This window comes from Corynebacterium ciconiae DSM 44920, assembly GCF_030440575.1.
GTDB classification, from domain to species: domain Bacteria; phylum Actinomycetota; class Actinomycetes; order Mycobacteriales; family Mycobacteriaceae; genus Corynebacterium; species Corynebacterium ciconiae.
In genome coordinates, this window is record NZ_CP047189.1 from 2427950 (window position 1) to 2442917 (window position 14968).

14 protein-coding genes, 1 tRNA gene and 1 other RNA gene are annotated in these 14968 nt (G+C 62.4%); 8 read left to right on the forward strand and 8 right to left on the reverse strand.

Annotated elements, in window-relative coordinates:
* Positions 1-49: 49 nt before the first annotated feature.
* From CCICO_RS10635 to CCICO_RS10660, 6 genes are all read left to right on the forward strand, one after another.
* Positions 50-1243 (forward strand): CbrC family protein, encoded by a 1194-nt coding sequence (locus tag CCICO_RS10635; protein WP_018019549.1) that lies wholly within the window; start codon positions 50-52, stop codon positions 1241-1243.
* Between the two features lie 65 nt (positions 1244-1308).
* The gene (locus CCICO_RS10640; protein WP_018019550.1) at positions 1309-2148 is read left to right on the forward strand and encodes a glycosyltransferase; all 840 of its coding nucleotides are present in this window, start codon (positions 1309-1311) and stop codon (positions 2146-2148) included.
* 116 nt (positions 2149-2264) lie between these two features.
* Positions 2265-3008: a polyprenyl-phospho-N-acetylgalactosaminyl synthase PpgS gene (gene ppgS, locus CCICO_RS10645; protein WP_018019551.1), complete on the forward strand. Its 744-nt coding sequence runs from the start codon at positions 2265-2267 to the stop codon at positions 3006-3008.
* Positions 3005-3409 carry a DUF2304 domain-containing protein gene (locus tag CCICO_RS10650; protein WP_018019552.1) on the forward strand — a complete coding sequence of 135 codons (405 nt, stop codon included), beginning with the start codon at positions 3005-3007 and terminating at the stop codon, positions 3407-3409. Before ppgS ends, CCICO_RS10650 begins: the two co-directional genes overlap by 4 nt.
* A gap of 229 nt (positions 3410-3638) precedes the next feature.
* Complete coding sequence (locus CCICO_RS10655; protein WP_026161417.1) at positions 3639-4535, forward strand: DsbA family protein; 897 nt, start codon at positions 3639-3641, stop codon at positions 4533-4535.
* Positions 4532-5368, forward strand: a complete 837-nt coding sequence (locus CCICO_RS10660) for a cytochrome c biogenesis CcdA family protein (protein ID WP_018019554.1) — start codon at positions 4532-4534, stop codon at positions 5366-5368. Before CCICO_RS10655 ends, CCICO_RS10660 begins: the two co-directional genes overlap by 4 nt.
* An 83-nt stretch (positions 5369-5451) precedes the next feature.
* Here CCICO_RS10660 and CCICO_RS10665 read toward each other — a convergent pair whose 3' ends face one another.
* Entirely contained in the window at positions 5452-6387 is a 936-nt protein-coding gene (locus CCICO_RS10665; RefSeq protein WP_018019555.1) for a GDP-mannose 4,6-dehydratase, read from the reverse strand.
* A 196-nt stretch (positions 6388-6583) separates the two neighbouring features.
* Here CCICO_RS10665 and CCICO_RS10670 point away from each other — a divergent pair, with 196 nt between their 5' ends.
* Complete coding sequence (locus CCICO_RS10670) at positions 6584-7222, forward strand: DedA family protein (protein ID WP_244263991.1); 639 nt, start codon at positions 6584-6586, stop codon at positions 7220-7222.
* Here the strand turns inward: CCICO_RS10670 and gluQRS are convergent.
* The 4 genes from gluQRS to CCICO_RS10690 form a co-directional block, all read right to left on the reverse strand.
* Positions 7206-8141 carry a tRNA glutamyl-Q(34) synthetase GluQRS gene (gene gluQRS, locus CCICO_RS10675; RefSeq protein ID WP_018019557.1) on the reverse strand — a complete coding sequence of 312 codons (936 nt, stop codon included), beginning with the start codon at positions 8139-8141 and terminating at the stop codon, positions 7206-7208. The two genes, CCICO_RS10670 and gluQRS, sit on opposite strands and share 17 nt — an antisense overlap.
* Positions 8119-8709 carry a suppressor of fused domain protein gene (locus CCICO_RS10680; RefSeq protein ID WP_018019558.1) on the reverse strand — a complete coding sequence of 197 codons (591 nt, stop codon included), beginning with the start codon at positions 8707-8709 and terminating at the stop codon, positions 8119-8121. Before CCICO_RS10680 ends, gluQRS begins: the two co-directional genes overlap by 23 nt.
* 126 nt (positions 8710-8835) lie before the next feature.
* The gene (locus tag CCICO_RS10685; RefSeq protein WP_018019559.1) at positions 8836-10107 is read right to left on the reverse strand and encodes an aspartate aminotransferase type Ic; all 1272 of its coding nucleotides are present in this window, start codon (positions 10105-10107) and stop codon (positions 8836-8838) included.
* A 393-nt stretch (positions 10108-10500) separates the two neighbouring features.
* Positions 10501-10589 (reverse strand) — tRNA-Ser (locus tag CCICO_RS10690).
* Positions 10590-10780: 191 nt separating this feature from the next.
* Here CCICO_RS10690 and ffs point away from each other — a divergent pair.
* Positions 10781-10875: signal recognition particle sRNA small type (gene ffs, locus CCICO_RS10695), an RNA gene on the forward strand.
* A 50-nt stretch (positions 10876-10925) separates the two neighbouring features.
* On the opposite strand, the gene CCICO_RS10700 is transcribed toward ffs, so the two are convergent.
* Genes CCICO_RS10700 through CCICO_RS10710 form a run of 3 tightly spaced genes read right to left on the reverse strand, consistent with a single transcriptional unit; the run spans position 10926 to position 14955 of the window.
* Positions 10926-12836, reverse strand: a complete 1911-nt coding sequence (locus CCICO_RS10700) for an acyltransferase family protein (RefSeq protein ID WP_018019560.1) — start codon at positions 12834-12836, stop codon at positions 10926-10928.
* A gap of 51 nt (positions 12837-12887) precedes the next feature.
* Positions 12888-13727 carry a uracil-DNA glycosylase gene (locus tag CCICO_RS10705; protein ID WP_018019561.1) on the reverse strand — a complete coding sequence of 280 codons (840 nt, stop codon included), beginning with the start codon at positions 13725-13727 and terminating at the stop codon, positions 12888-12890.
* Between the two features lie 7 nt (positions 13728-13734).
* Positions 13735-14955: an FAD-dependent oxidoreductase gene (locus CCICO_RS10710; RefSeq protein ID WP_018019562.1), complete on the reverse strand. Its 1221-nt coding sequence runs from the start codon at positions 14953-14955 to the stop codon at positions 13735-13737.
* Between the last annotated feature and the right edge of the window lie 13 nt (positions 14956-14968).

The following is a 14968-nucleotide window of genomic DNA, read 5'->3' on the forward strand; positions in this document are numbered from 1 at the left end:
GGCACAGAAGCCACTGCACACGCCTGCGATTTTTCTTAAGATAGTCCTTATGTTTGATTCCTCAGTCACCCTAGAAGGCAGCGTCATCAGCCTGACGCCGCTGAGCACCGACCACGCAGAGATCCTCGGCAGCGCCGCAGTGGATCTGCACAAACAATACTGGTCGGGGGTGCCTAAGCCGGAGGATATGCCCAGCTATTTGGAGCGGCTCTGCGCCACCGCCAATAGTGGCCGTTCCCTGCCCCTCTTGGTGCGCTTGAACACCGACACCCGTGCCGTGGGTGTGACTGGGCTACAGGTAGACAACCCAGATGTTCCCACTGTCACGCTGAGCCACACGTGGGTCACCCGTGGCGCCCAGTCCACCCGCGTCTTCCCTGAGATTTTGGCGCTACTGATCAAGTACAGCTTCGACAGCCTCGGCGCCCAGCGTTTTTCCATGGTGGTACCCCGCACCAATATCCAGGCCCGCCGCGCCGCTGAGAAGGCGGATCTGCGCTACGAGGGCACCTTGCGCAGCGCCTCTCGTTTGGGTGACGGCAATGTGGACGATGCGCTGGTGTACTCGGTGCTACCGCACGAGTTCCCCTCTCTCATGGCGGGGCTGCAGTACCGCATTGATCGCCCCATCCTTCCCGACGTGGCCACCGTGAGCACCCCGATCACCGAGGCTGCCGCGCGCCCCGCAAAGGCGGAGCCCGCCCACGATGAGCTCCCCAGCTTCCGCTATCACCCGGATCCGGTGATCACCGGCGCGATCGTGCGTAACGAGGACGCCGAATGCCCCTGTTGTGGCCGCAAGACGGGGTGGGCCTATATGTATCGGCCCTATGCGCTCGAGCGGGTAGAGAATCTCTGCCCGTGGTGCATCGCTTCTGGTGCTGCCGCAGAGAAGTACGACGCCACCTTCGTTCCCACCGCCCCCGAGGGGATGTTGCCGGAGCGCGCCGAGGAATTGATGAAGCGCACTCCTTCTTTTGCTTCTTTCCAGGAGGAACAGTGGCAGTTCGCCGATGGTGATGCCTGCCAGTTCCTCGGTGTGGCCACCGCCGCTCAGCTGGAAAGCCTCAGCCCCGAGGAACGGGAGGAATCCGGCTTGGATGCGTCCTTCTTTAAGGAGGACTATCTCACTTGGCTGCGCGCCCAGCCGCGCGAGGAACTGCGGGCTCACGCCGATCCGTGTGTGTTCGCTTTCTCCTCCCTCAGCTCGGACAAGCTGAAGTTCTGGATGGATTTCAGCTAGCTCTCAGCCGGGCCTACTAGGCTGTGAGGCCGTGAGATGTCCGCTAGGTGAAAGGTGTATTCACGGTGACTGATCCAAGCCTGACGGTGTTGATGACGGTGTACCACGGGACGACCGCCCCGCACGTACGCCAGGCGTTGGACAGTCTCTACGCCCAAACCCGCCCCGCCGAGGAGATCCTGCTGGTGCAGGACGGCCCCGTAGGCGAGGATGTGGCTGAGATCCTCGCTGAGGCCGAGGCCACCCGGGACGAGGTACGGGTGCTACGGCGCGAAAACAACGAGGGTAATGCGGTGGCTTCGGCGGCTGCAATGGCCACGCTCCGCACGGAGTTCTACGCCCGCCAAGACAGCGACGATATCTCCTATCCCGAGCGCTTCGAGCGCCAGCTTGCTTTCCTCGCCGAGCACCCTGGGGTGGATCTGGTGGGCAGCGCCATGACAGAGTTTGTGGACTTCCCCGAGCAACCCACCGGGGTGCGGGCTCTGCCGGAAAGCCCCGCAGAGATCAACCGGTATCTCACCATCAATAACCCCATCAACCATCCCACGGTCATGGCCCGCGTTGAGGCCATTCGCGCCGTGGGCGGGTATCAGCCGGTGCATTTGATGGAAGACTATGACCTCATGGCGCGGCTGGTGGCCGACGGCAAGGTGCTGGCGAACATGACGGAAGAACTGGTGTATTTCCGAGTGGGCGATGCGCAACTTTCGCGCCGCACCGGCCTCGACATGATCCACGCCGAGCTCACCATGCAGCGCCACCTTGTGGATTATGGCCTTGTTACCGCATTCCGCGCGGTGGGTAATTTCCTCCTGCGGTCGACCTATCGCCTTCTGCCTAAGCAGCTGCTCACGCGGGTCTATCGGGTGCTCTTTCACCGCCGAATCCACGCCGAGAGGTGATGGGGATGAGGGCGGCGTCGACACGCATCCCCTGTGAGCTGGCGCGGAGATTCATTCACACCGCAGCGCGCGTGGCTGCCCCCAAACGCGGCTAGGAAATCACTAGCATGGCATGCATGTCCGTTGTTGATTCTTCCCGCAGCGCCGATGACGCCCGCCGTCAGCCCGGCGACTATGCGGATACATGGTTGGTGATCCCCTGTTTTAATGAGGGGCCTGTGATCGGCGATGTGATCCGGCACGCCCGCCAGACCTTCCCCAATATCGTGGCGGTCAACGACGGCTCCAAGGATGACTCGGCCGCGGCCATCCACGCCGCGGGTGCGCATCTGGTGAACCATCCTGTGAACCTCGGCCAGGGAGCCGCTATTCAAACCGGCGTGGAATACGCCCGCGCCCAGCCCGGCGCGCAGAACTTTGTCACCTTCGACGCCGATGGCCAACACCAGGTCAAAGACGTGGTGGCCATGATCAATCGGCTGCGCACGGAGGATGTGGACATTATCGTCGGCACCCGTTTTGGTCGGCCGCGCGCCGCTGATGACCAAGTGCCGCTGATTAAGCGCATCGTGTTAAAGACCGTGGTGCTGCTCTCGCGCCGCACCCGCAAGTTGGGTTTGACTGACGCCCACAATGGTCTGCGTGTGTTCAACCGCACCGTGGCCGAGCAGCTCAACCTGCGCATGAACGGCATGAGTCACGCCAGCGAGTTTGTCACCCTCATGGACACCAACAAGTGGCGGGTGAGCGAACAGCCCGTGGATATTCTCTACACCGAGTATTCAATGAGCAAGGGCCAATCGCTGTTCAACGGAGTCAACATTTTGGCCGACGGATTTATCGCAAGGAACCTGTCATGAGTTCGGGACAAATCATTATGCAAATTGTTCTGCTGCTTGCCACGATCGGCCTAGCAGTCTTTTTTGTGAGCCAGCGCAAAAAGGCCCGCGCTAAGGCCGGGGTGAAGCTCGGCTTTCTGGTGTTCTTGATCTCATGCATCTGGGCGATCGTGCGCCCCGATGACCTCACCGTGGTGGCTAATTGGCTCGGTGTTTCCCGAGGTACAGACCTTTTGCTCTACCTGCTGGTGGTGGCGTTCATGTTCACCACGATCTCTAGCTACATTCGTTTTCGCGAACAGGAACTGCGCTACGCTAGGCTAGCTCGCGCCGTCGCCCTGCAGACGGCGGTGCGCCCCGAAGCACACGATCCATCCCTCGATGGCACCGACCCCAAGGCCACCGGCCTTGAAGAAAAGTGAGACGACACCTTTTATGCCTAAGGCCCCGAACAACGGACCGGACCACACCCCTACCCCTGAGGACGCCGAGGACCTCACACCCAATAAGGATGCAGAGGCCGGCACCGAGCCCAACGCCACCACCTCTCCCGCCGAGGAAACCGGCACCGCCGACACGGGCGCGACCGGCGAGAGCGACGAAACGGGCGCAGCCACTGAGGCCGCTACCGAAAACGCCCCCGCCTCCCCTATCTCCCAGGTACCCGCCGTCGTGTGGGCCCTTTTCGGCGTGCTGCTGTTGATCGCTGGGCTCGGCGGCTATGTGGTGGGGACGAAAGCCACGGAAGACACCGCTGCTCAGGCCGCGCCGTCTGCCGCGCAGCAGGACTCTGACGCTGCCGCCCCGCCGGAGGATTCCGAGGTGGAGAAGATGAGCAAGGAGGAGATCGCCGAGCTGGTCTCCCAAGTCGAGCCCGGCTCGGGCTCACTTGAGCCCGAGGCCAAGGATGGCGCATTTGATGCCACAATCTATGGGCCCAGCGGCGAGATTCAGTCCATGGCGGACATCCTCAAGGTTGCTCGCCGCGACGCGAGCGATCCCTTCGCCTACGGCGCGGTGGATGCGCCGGTGGTGATTTCGGAATTCTCTGATTTCGAGTGCCCCTACTGCTCTCGCTATGCCAACACCACCGAGCCGGAGCTCATTGACCAGTACGTGAAAGATGGTCTGGTGCGTATCGAGTGGAATGATTACGCCATTAACGGCCCCCATGCTGTTTCTGCCGCGCAGGCAGGCCGCGCCGCTGCTGCCCAAGGCAAGTTCTTCGCCTTCAAGCACGAGCTCTACACCGCCTCTAAGGACGTCAACGGCCACCCCGAGTTCGGCCGCGAGGACTTCATCCGCTTCGCCAAGGCCGCCGGGGTGGAAGACATTGATGCCTTCACCAAGGACCTGGACGATGAAACCTACGCCCAGCCGGTAGAGGAGGCTCAGGCCTACGCCAATGGCTTGGGTATTCAGGGCACCCCCAGCTTCGTGGTGGGCACCCGCTATGTTTCGGGCGCCCAGCCCACCGAGACCTTCGTTGAGGTTATTGATGTGGAGCTGGCGAAGGTCGCCGCAGGCGAGGTGAGTGTTCCACGATGACGTCGATCGGATTGTTCGGCGCGATAATCGCCGGCGTGCTCTCTATTCTCAGCCCCTGCTCGGCGCTGCTCTTGCCGGCGTTTTTCGCCTATGCATTCAGCTCCCGCACGGAGCTGATCACCCGCACCGCCGTGTTCTTCCTCGGCCTCGTCGTGGTTCTCGCCCCCATTGGGGCGGGCGCGGGCGCGCTGGGGCAGTGGCTCAGCTCCGAACGTGACACACTGATCACCGTCGGCGGAATCATCATGATTCTGCTGGGTGTGTTCATCTTCTTCGGCGGCGGCTTCCAGATTCCCGGAATGTCCTCGCTCGCCGGCAAAGTGGGCATGAATGCGGCAGGGTGGATCCCCACCTTCCTGCTCGGCGCGGTCTATGGCTTTGCTGGTTTTTGCGCCGGCCCGATGTTGGGCGCGGTGCTCACCACCGCCTTTGTGGCCTCCAACGTGGTCTACGGGATGGCCATCATGGCGGCCTATGCCTTGGGCATGACCCTGCCGCTCTTCCTGCTGGCCGCCCTGTGGGAGAAGTTCAACATCGGCGAGGCCGCGTGGCTGCGCGGAAAGAAGGTGCAGCTCGGTCCGCTCACACTGAACTCCACCAGCATGATCGCCGGGGTGTTCTTCATCATCCTGGGCGTGCTCTACATGGCCACCAACGCCACCACCAGTCTCGGCGGGTTGCTCTCTACCGACACCCAGGCCAACATTCAGCTGCGGGTGGCCACCCTGCTGATGAATATCAACGGCGCCATGGTGTTGCTCTTTGTGCTCAGCATCATCGCCCTTGTGCTGGCCTATAAATCCTTCACGGTTCCCGCCAAGGACAAGGACTAGCCTGCTCTAGCGCTTATCGACGCCGCCCTCCCGCCCACATCAGCTCGGGCAGGAGGGCGGCGTCGTCACGCTCAAGCACCCCGCTAGAGGCTACGGAAATATTCCACCGTGCGGGCGATGCCCTCGGCCACATCCACCTGTGGCTGCCAACCAAGCACCTGCTGGGCCCGGCTGGAGTCGAGACAGGAGCGGGGCACATCGCCGAGTCGGGCGGGGGCGAAACGCGGCTCATCAGCCACCCCCACCGCATGGGCGACAATGCTGTGCAGGGCGCGGTCGGTGGTTTCCACCCCGGTGCCGATGTTGAAGCGCATCCCAGAGCCCTGCTGCCCGGCGGCGGCCACAAAGGCCTGCACCAGATCCCCCACGTACACGTAGTCACGGGTGTTAGCGCCCTCGCCGAACACCACGGTGGGCTCACCAGCCAGCAGGTTCTTGCTAAAGATCGCCACCACCCCAGCCTCACCGTGCGGATCTTGGCGCGGGCCGTAGACATTCGCCGGGGCAATGTGTGTGCAGTCGAGCCCGTACAGTCGGCGGTACATGTTCAGATAGGTTTCGCCGGTGACCTTCGATGCCGCGTAGGGAGACATCGGGCGCACCGGCTGCTCCTCGCTCACGGGGAAGGTTTCGGGGCGGCCATAGATGGCCCCGCCGGAGGAGGTAAACACCACCTTGCGCACGCCGGTCTGGCGGGCTGCTTCCGCGATGCGGATTGTGGAGATGGCGTTCATCTCCGCATCAAATACCGGATCCGTCACCGAGGTGCGGACGTCGATCTGCGCCGCCAAGTGGAATACAACCTCAGGGCGATACTCGGACATTATCTGAAGAAAATCGCAGTTCAGCACGTCTTCTTCCAGCAGTGTCACCTGCCCCGTCGCGAGCGCCTCGCGGAGGTTCTCCCGCCGACCGTGGGAGAGATTATCCAGCACCACCACGCTATCTCCGCGGGCCACGAGCGCATCCACCAGATGGGAGCCGATGAAACCGGCGCCACCAGTAACCAGAGTGTTCATACTGAAAAGCGTAGTACCTTTCCGGCGTACAGCGGCACTGGGCGCGGCCAGTGAAGCCCGCCCTCGTGGCAGGAGGCAATCTATTCACGCGCTAAGCTCGCTAAGAGAACGCGGCGCTCACCTATGATCCGCGCCTTTATAGTGCGCGTGGCGCACGACGTCCGAGAAAGGGGGCGAGCAGCTGGCTGTGGAAGAGATGGTGTTCCAGTGGCTCGAGCCACTCATGGCCTCGCCGTGGATCTACCTGCTGCTCGGGGGCGTGACCTTTGGTGATGCGATCATCCCCGTGATCCCGGGCGAGTTGCCGATGAATCTCGCCGGAGCTTATTCCGGTATTTTCGGCTTCCCGCACCTGTTGCTCATCATGCTGTGCTGTGCAGCCGGGGCGATTCTCGGCGATAATATCTGCTTCATCCTAGGCCGGAGCCTCACCCGCGCTATGGGGTATCTGCGCAACCGCAGCCGCCTACAAAAGGCTATGAACTGGGCTAATGACAATCTCCACCGACGCGACGCCTCGGTGATCGTGATTGCCCGGTTCATTCCTGGGGCGCGCTGGGTGATCACTGTCATGCTCGGCTCCACGAACTACTCCCATGCCCGTTTCGCCTTCTTCGACGCCATCGGGGTGCTCATTTGGGCTATTCAAGGCACTCTCTTTGGTTACCTCGGCGGCTGGGTGTTTCGGGAGCAGCCGCTCATCGGCCTTATCTCCGGAATGGTGTTCGGTGTAGCCTCGGGGCTGGTGGTGGAGCGGCTGAGCCGTCGCTTCGCCCACCATATCCCTGAGCACACCACCGCGCGCACCACAGAATCGGCTAGCCGCGGAACGTAACCGCGGTGCGCGGTAGCTGATCCATATCCCAGTGCTCAAGGATCTCCGCGGTGGAGCGCGCCCCCACCACCCCGAGCGATTCACCGAGGGCTTGGATGACATCCGCAGTGGAACTGTGCTGCTCCATCTGGTGGAGCGTCACCGCGCCATCGCGTTTCGCCAGCCGTCGTCCCTGCTCATTGAGCACTAGGGGCACGTGAACATACAGCGGCACTTCGTAGCCGAGCAGTCGGGCAAGATAGGCCTGGCGCGGCGCGGAGGGCAGCAGATCATCGCCCCGCACCACATGCCCCACCTGCTGGTGGTGATCATCCACCACCACCGCGAGGTTATAGGCCCAGTCGGGCGCCTGGCCACCACGGCGAAGCACGAAATCATCCACATCACCGCGATAATTGCCAGCCCAGTAGTCCTGCACGGTGCCGGAGGTGGCGTCGCTACGCAGCCGCAACGCCGGGTGCCGCCCAGTGGCCTCGAGTTCCTCGCGCTTGGCTTGGCGCTGCGCATCACTTAAGTCACGGCAGGTGCCGGGATAGTGCCCTGGGATGGCGTGCGGCGCCGAAGCTGCATGAGCGATGTCTTTGCGCGAGCAATAGCACTCATACACCAGCCCCCGCGCCCGCAGACTCTCCACCACGTGCTCATAGGCGGGAAAACGCTGGTGTTGGTAAAGCACCTCCCCGTCCCAGTCCAAGCCGATCCGCTGCAGATCCTCGAGCTGCTGCGCGGCGGATTCTAGGGAACTGCGCTGGGTATCCACATCCTCCACGCGCATATAAAACGGCAGCGAGTGAGAGCGGGCCACCAACCAAGAAATCAGCGCGGTGCGCAGGTTACCGAAGTGCAGTTCGCCGCTTGGCGACGGCGCGTAGCGGCCAGCACCAGCGATACGGGCATCAGCGGTTCCACTCATGCACATCAATCCCCTGGATCGGCATTTGTTCCTGCAGCTCCTCCACGGAATACGTGATGGCGTACTCCAACTCTTCAGTGGTGAGCAGCAGCAACTGCAGCGGCAAGGTGAGTTGACCATGAGAACGCCTCGTCTGCTCGGGCTCCTCCCACAAGTGGGGCACACCCTGCTCCCATAGTTGCGGGGCAACAAGCAGCCCATGGCGGGTGGACAGCTCCGGTACCAGATCCGCCAGGATCGTCCCCGGCTGGGGCGCTGTCTCCTGCGAGTCATCACTCATGCGGGCCAGCGCCTGCTCAATAACCGTCGGCAACTGCTCGCGATGGGTTGGGGTAGTTTGCGCAATCAGCTCTACCCGAATATCTGCCTCGCTCAACGGATTCGCGGCCTCTGGCGGAGCCATCGCCCGCAGGCCCGTATCGATCGCGGAGGCATCCACAGTGACTGCGGTGGCCAGCTCGCCATACGAGAACAGGGCCATGCGGTGGCCTGACACGCTAAGCTCTTGCCATTCGGGCTGCTCGCCCAGCTGAAAGAGCTGGGCAAACCAGACGCTGATCTCTTCTGTATTCATCCCTCCAGTGTGGCACACCATCCCCAGCAAGGCGGTGAGGCCTCAAGGCCTCGACAGCACAACTCCCCCGCGCCCGCCATAGGGCGAACACGAGGGAGGACAATGTGATTAGCGGCAGCGCTGGGCTTAATTGGCCAGCTTCTCCACGGCAGCAAGCAGCACACAGGTGGCCACGCCATCCATGGCTACTTCCACCTCATTCAGCGGCGGCATCGAGGGCGCCAGACGGAGATTACGATCGTTAGGATCCTGCTTTAGCGGGAAGGTGGACCCAGCCGCGGTGAGCTTGATGCCGGCTTCCTTGGCCAGCTCCACCACGCGGGAGGCGGTGCCATCGACCACATCGAGCGAGATGAAGTAGCCGCCCTTCGGGGAAGTCCACGACGCAATGCCGAGGCCACCAAGGCGAGACTCGAGGATTTCTAGCACGCTGTGGAACTTCGGCGCGAGTGAGCTGGCGTGCTGACGCATTACCTCGCGCACCCCTTCGGCCGAGCCGAAGTAGCGGGCATGGGCCAACTGATTCACCTTGTTCGGCCCAATGCCGCGGATTCCCGCATGGGAGGCATACCACTCAAGGTTCGCGGAAGAGGAGGCGAAAATAGCCACACCAGAGCCGGCGAAGGTCACCTTCGAGGTAGAGGTGAGATACCAGAACCGGTTGGGGTGTCCAGCCTTCTTCGCCATCTCGAGGACGTTGTAATTCTCTGGGAACTCATCAAATACGTGAACCGCGTAGGCGTTATCCCACATGATGCGGAAATCGGGGGCGGCGGTGTCCATCTCCGCGAGCTCGCGGCAGACATCCTCAGAGAAGGTCACACCGGTGGGGTTGGAGAACACCGGCACGGCCCACAGGCCCTTCACGCTCGGATCCTTTACCAGCTCGCGAATAGCGTCCATGTCCGGGCCGTTGTCCAGCATCGGCACCGTAACCATCTCGAATCCGAAGTGCTCGGTGATGGAGAAGTGGCGGTCATAGCCAGGGACGATGCAGATCCAGCGCAGCTTCTCCTCCTGCGACCACGGACGCGGGGAGTCGCAGTTACCGAAGGTGTAGGTCCAGCTCATGATGTCGAAAGCGATATTGAGGCTGGAAGAGTCACCAGCACAGACCTGGGCGAGGTCGAGCCCGAGCAGCTCGGCGTAGATCTCTCGGATATCCACAATGCCGTTCAGGCCGCCATAGTTGCGCACATCCACCCCATCGGCGGTGCGGTACTCGCCCTTACCGGGCAGGGCCAGCAATTCATCCGCGAAGCTCAGCTGCTCAGCGGAGGGCTTACCGCGGGTCAGATCCAGCTGCAGGTCACGCTGGACGAGCTCCTCATAACGATTGCGCGCATCAGCAGCAATCTCCTCGAACTCTTGCTGATTCATATCCTTCAGTTCGGTCATGGTGCGACCCGCCTTTTCGTCACAGTCGTCGATGGTGGTGCCTGTCCCGCCCTCGTGGGCATCCAGGCGCGTTCGATTCCGTACCTACTCTACTGGCCATGCAGCCGTTTTCCTATGGCTCACTCAGATTGGTGAGCAACCGCCCCACATCCGCTGTCGCCCGAGGCCATAGGGACAAGCACCACCAAATGTTAGATTAGACACCCCCCTAAATTAACACGAAAGGGACATATGGCGGCTTCGTGTGAGATTAAAGAAGGCCTAATTTCACACGGATCCCACAGTGAGCGTCAATGGTGTGAGAATAATGCCCCCACGCCCGAGATCTACCAGCCTCCCAACATAGAAAAATCTCCCGCATGCACCGAGAAATGGTACATGCGGGAGATAATGTGGCGGAGGATGTGGGATTTGAACCCACGAGGGGCGTGAACCCCGCACGCGTTCCAGGCGTGTGACATAGGCCGCTAGTCGAATCCTCCATGCCAAACACAAGCGCCATAGCGCCTCTGTTCGCTAGATACACTACACACACTCACTGCTAAAGCCAAAAACAGCCTCTTAGCTGGCAGCTCTGCAGTGCCCACCACCGCGGCCTGCGCCCCGTCGCGCCGCATCCGATCCTCGGCTGCCTACCTTTTGCGCAGGGCCTGTGGCTATTGCTAAGGTGGATCACGGATTCCACGCGGCGTCCATCTTGCGAACTCCCCCAGGGCAGGAATGCAGCAAGGGTCAGCGAGCTCTGACGGGTGCGTGGGATCCCTTTATCGTTTCTGGGCAGTTGTAGGCCCTTTCTCTCGATCTCCCCTAAGGGCAGGCTAGACACCGCACTCGCCGGGAATTGTCTTCTCATCATCGACCCATTGCTGTAAAGCATTCTCAATAGCGGCTATATAGGCGAGCGCACCCTGCGGGACAGGGTGGATGAGATCCTCACGCAGCAGCTCCGGATGATCCCGCACCGCATGGCACCAATCGGCCACGTACACATTCTCATGCGTCGCAGCTGCGTCCAGCACTTCCTGCTCCGCCTCAGCCATGTACCAGCGATCCCCATAGGGCAGCACCAACACAACCACACGATCAGGGCCAATGCTGCGAAGTAGATCCTCCATGAGCCCTTCATAGGCCCCACTCGCCGCACCATTCGTGCCGAAGCTCAGCACGACGAAGGGATCGAGGGTGCCTTCGCCGTCCATCCGTTGCACCACCTCGAGGGCTTCCTTGTAGTGCGAAGACACCGAGGCGCTGACATAAATGCCAGGAAATTCCTCGGCCAGCGCCTCGGAGGAGGCAAGCATCACGGAATCGCCGATGGCACTGATACGATCCCCCGCCGGCATCACTCGGTTCTCGTTGTGGAGCTCATCGGCCTGCTCGGCTTCGCGTTGCTGAGCGGCAAGCACGGCGAGGTCTCGTTCGAGCTGGGTCTGCGAGGGACTGGTGGCTAGGGCAAAAGCGGTGGTGCAGGCGGTGAGCGCCACGACTGCACCTGCCGCTTCCTTGCGCCGCAGACGCTTCTTTTCAATCACCGCGTTGGCGCTACGCGTGTACCAGAGCGCGCCGATAACCGCCCTGTAGCCATGGCGACGAATCGGCGTTTCGATGTAGGCGAACGACCACGCCGACAACGGCAGTGACACCAGCGAGGCGATCAGCCCCACCACAATCGGATGGCGCCCATCTCCCACAGCGCGACCAAGTTGAGTACACAGCACCACCACCGGCCAATGCCACAGATAAAGAGAAAAAGACACCCGGCCGAGCCAGCGCATCGGAGCCCGGTCAAAGATGCGCGGCACCGGCCCAGCACCCACCACCACGGCCCACACCAGCACAGCGCTGCTTATCGACGCCACGAGCAAGCCACCGCGGTAGGTAATCGGCGCAGTATCGGCCATGCTCAGCAGCAGCACCCCCAGCACCGCCAAGGCCACCACAGCGCCACGGCCTAGCCAGCGGCGCATGGTCGGGGTGTAGTGTTCAGTCGGCCACGAGTCGGCCCGACTATCGCCGCGACGGCTTGTGAGCACCACGGCTGCAGCAGCGCCGATGAGAAGACCATACGCATGGGTGTCCGTGCCGTAATACACGCGCGTGGGATCCACCTCGGGATCGTAGGAGTGGACCATCCACGCGAAAGACGCTGCTGCGAGCACCACCAGCACTGCTGCCACACGCCGGACCCGTAGGCGTGTCCGCGTCAGGGCTACAAATAACAGTGGAAACAGCAAATAAAACTGCTCCTCCACCGCCAGCGACCAGTAGTGGGCGAACACCTGCACGCCACTGTCAGCGAAATACGATTGGGCCCCTGCGATCTGCACCCAGTTATTGACGAAGAAGAGCGTGCCAAAGAACTGGGAGCGCAAGCCCACCGAAGGATCTCCCCCGACCACACCAGCTAGGGCTGTCACCACCACCAACACCACGATCGCAGCGGGAAATATCCGGCGGATGCGGCGCAGCCAAAAATCCTTCAGGTCAACGCGCCCAGTTACCGCGCGTTCCCGCACAAGCAAGGAGGTAATGAGAAACCCCGACAGCACAAAGAAGATATCCACTCCAAGATACCCGCCAGGCAGCAGACCTCCGAAGAAGTGGTACAGCACCACGGAACCCACAGCGAGCCCGCGAAGACCATCAATGGCGCCCACCTTGCGTACCGTGAATGCGTGTCGTGACGGCGAGGTAGCGCCGGCCGCGCGCACGGTGGAGGAGGAAGACATGGGCACCTCTCTGGGCTGGAGGAAAAGGTGGGGTGCTCCAGAGTGTAGCGCCTAGGTGCTTTGGGCCACCGCCATGAACGTAGTTACCGCCGCATCGAGCTGCTCTTCGCTGAGCAATCCCGTGGCGGTATTTCTTTGCGAAGGGTGATAACACCCCACCACGCGCACCTCGCCCCACTCGGCACGCACAGTGGCGGTGGTGTTGTGGCCAAAGCGGGGCCGCGGAGACACTCCCTCCCAGCCGAGCCGGCGACCAATCTGAAACACACTATCCCAACCAATGCGGCCCAAAGCGAGGATCGCTACCGGCTGAAGCAACTCCATCTCCCGCACGCTCCACGCGCGGCAGGTGTGCTTCTCTTCGGCATGAGGGGCGTTGCCAGGTGGGGCACAATGCACGGCGGGAATAATGCGCGCACCCGAGAGTTGAAGACCATCTCCTGCGGCCACGCTCTCCGGCTGGTTACACGCCCCTGCCTTAAACAGGGCGCGATACAGCCACTCGCCCGCGGGATCGCCAGCAAAGTTGCGGCCGGTCCGATTGCTGCCATGTGCAGAAGGTGCCAACCCCACGATCACCCGCCGCGCCGTGGTAGATCCGAAGCTGGGCACCGGCCGTGACCAATACGGCTGATCCCGAAAGGCGGCACGCTTCGTGCGTGCCACATGTGCGCGCCACTCCACCAGCCGAGGGCACGCAGCACACACCGACACCACCGCCTGAAGCTGCTGCACCGTCTCTGCCGACGCGGCTAGCTGGGCGCAGTGATTTGCAGAATGGGCCACGGGGGTGGCGGCGGTAGCAGGATCCTCCGGCCACCCGGTGCCCGGCGGCACGGGAGAGCTAAAGCATTGACCGGTGATCGGGTGCGGCGCAGGTGTGTCCGACACAGCCGACCTAGCTTGGCTGCTGCGCTAGGAGCATGTCCCGCACGATCTCCGCAGCGGCCTGCCCAGAGGCTATAGCGCCATCAGTGGAGGCATTGCCAAAGTTGTCGCCGCAGGCGACTACTCGTTCGTGCCGCACCGCCTTCGGGCCACTGGGGTCACCAGGGGCCACGGCCGGCAAGGTATTGGGCACATCATGCGTGGCCAAGCACCGCCACGTCGACGTATCCACCCCATAGATGTCAGCCAGCTGGCGACGGGTCTCCTCCTCGCTGGGCTCCTCGCTATCGCTGAGTGTCAGAGCAGCAACGAGGTGCTGGCCAGCTGGGGCGTACTCGGGGGCGATATGACTGATGACGCAGGTGGTAGTCACCGGCCCGCACTCACCAGAGTCGCCGCGGCCGTCGATGTGCACCGCCGCAGTGTCGCTGGGCGCCTGATCTGCGGCGAACCAGAAGGTGCGCGTGCCATGCATCGCGGGAGCCTCTCCACCCTTAAGCTCCGCGGAAGCCTCAAGGCCGGCGGCAAGAACAATACTGCGGGCACGCAACTCCTTCTCCCCTACCCACACAGAGGCCGTGGCGGCATCGATTCGGCTCACCGGCTGATTCAGCCGCACATCCAATCCCTCGGCCATGATCCGCGGCAGGGTGCGCATGCCGCCAGTGGGCACACCGGGAGTTCCGGCCATAAACATCGATAGCAGCCAAGCGGTGTGACGGAAGGATGTACTGCCGTCGCGTTCTGCTACCACCCCGGCGAGGAAGGGGTCGAGAACGTGGCGTCGTAAAGCGCCAGTAAAACCAGCCTTGTCGCAGGCCTCGGCTCGGCTGGTGTCCGCGCCGGGAAGCTCCTTGAGCAGGCGCAGCGCGGCCACATCCTCTTTAGACACCAGCCCAGAGCGGAGCATGCCGGGCAGTGCTTGTGGCCGGCGCGTGGGATCGACGAGCTCGACTAGGTCGGTATCGGTGCGTACTCGCAGTGCTCGGGGGAAAGAACGCATACCCAGGCGGGTGATATCGATGCTGGAGCGCAGATGCCGATACGCCGGATTAAGGATCTGAAAACCACGATCCAGCACGAATCCGTCCACCTCCTCGCTGGCGATCCTCCCACCCACACGATCACGGGCTTCGAGGACAACGACACTCACACCGTGTTCCTGCAGGGCGCGGGCCGCAGCTAGACCTGCCACACCGGCACCAATAACAATGACATCGGAGGTAGACATAAACGATGTGCTC

Excerpts from the sequence above, each read along its gene's own strand:
- CCICO_RS10635 (WP_018019549.1), top strand. The coding sequence starts at position 50 with ATGTTTGATTCCTCAGTCACCCTAGAAGGCAGCGTCATCAGCCTGACG.
- ppgS (WP_018019551.1), top strand. The coding sequence starts at position 2,265 with ATGTCCGTTGTTGATTCTTCCCGCAGCGCCGATGACGCCCGCCGTCAG.
- CCICO_RS10650 (WP_018019552.1), top strand. The coding sequence starts at position 3,005 with ATGAGTTCGGGACAAATCATTATGCAAATTGTTCTGCTGCTTGCCACG.
- CCICO_RS10660 (WP_018019554.1), top strand. The coding sequence starts at position 4,532 with ATGACGTCGATCGGATTGTTCGGCGCGATAATCGCCGGCGTGCTCTCT.
- CCICO_RS10665 (WP_018019555.1), bottom strand. The coding sequence starts at position 6,387 with ATGAACACTCTGGTTACTGGTGGCGCCGGTTTCATCGGCTCCCATCTG.
- CCICO_RS10670 (WP_244263991.1), top strand. The coding sequence starts at position 6,584 with ATGGTGTTCCAGTGGCTCGAGCCACTCATGGCCTCGCCGTGGATCTAC.
- gluQRS (WP_018019557.1), bottom strand. The coding sequence starts at position 8,141 with ATGTGCATGAGTGGAACCGCTGATGCCCGTATCGCTGGTGCTGGCCGC.
- CCICO_RS10680 (WP_018019558.1), bottom strand. The coding sequence starts at position 8,709 with ATGAATACAGAAGAGATCAGCGTCTGGTTTGCCCAGCTCTTTCAGCTG.
- CCICO_RS10685 (WP_018019559.1), bottom strand. The coding sequence starts at position 10,107 with ATGACCGAACTGAAGGATATGAATCAGCAAGAGTTCGAGGAGATTGCT.
- CCICO_RS10700 (WP_018019560.1), bottom strand. The coding sequence starts at position 12,836 with ATGTCTTCCTCCTCCACCGTGCGCGCGGCCGGCGCTACCTCGCCGTCA.
- CCICO_RS10710 (WP_018019562.1), bottom strand. The coding sequence starts at position 14,955 with ATGTCTACCTCCGATGTCATTGTTATTGGTGCCGGTGTGGCAGGTCTA.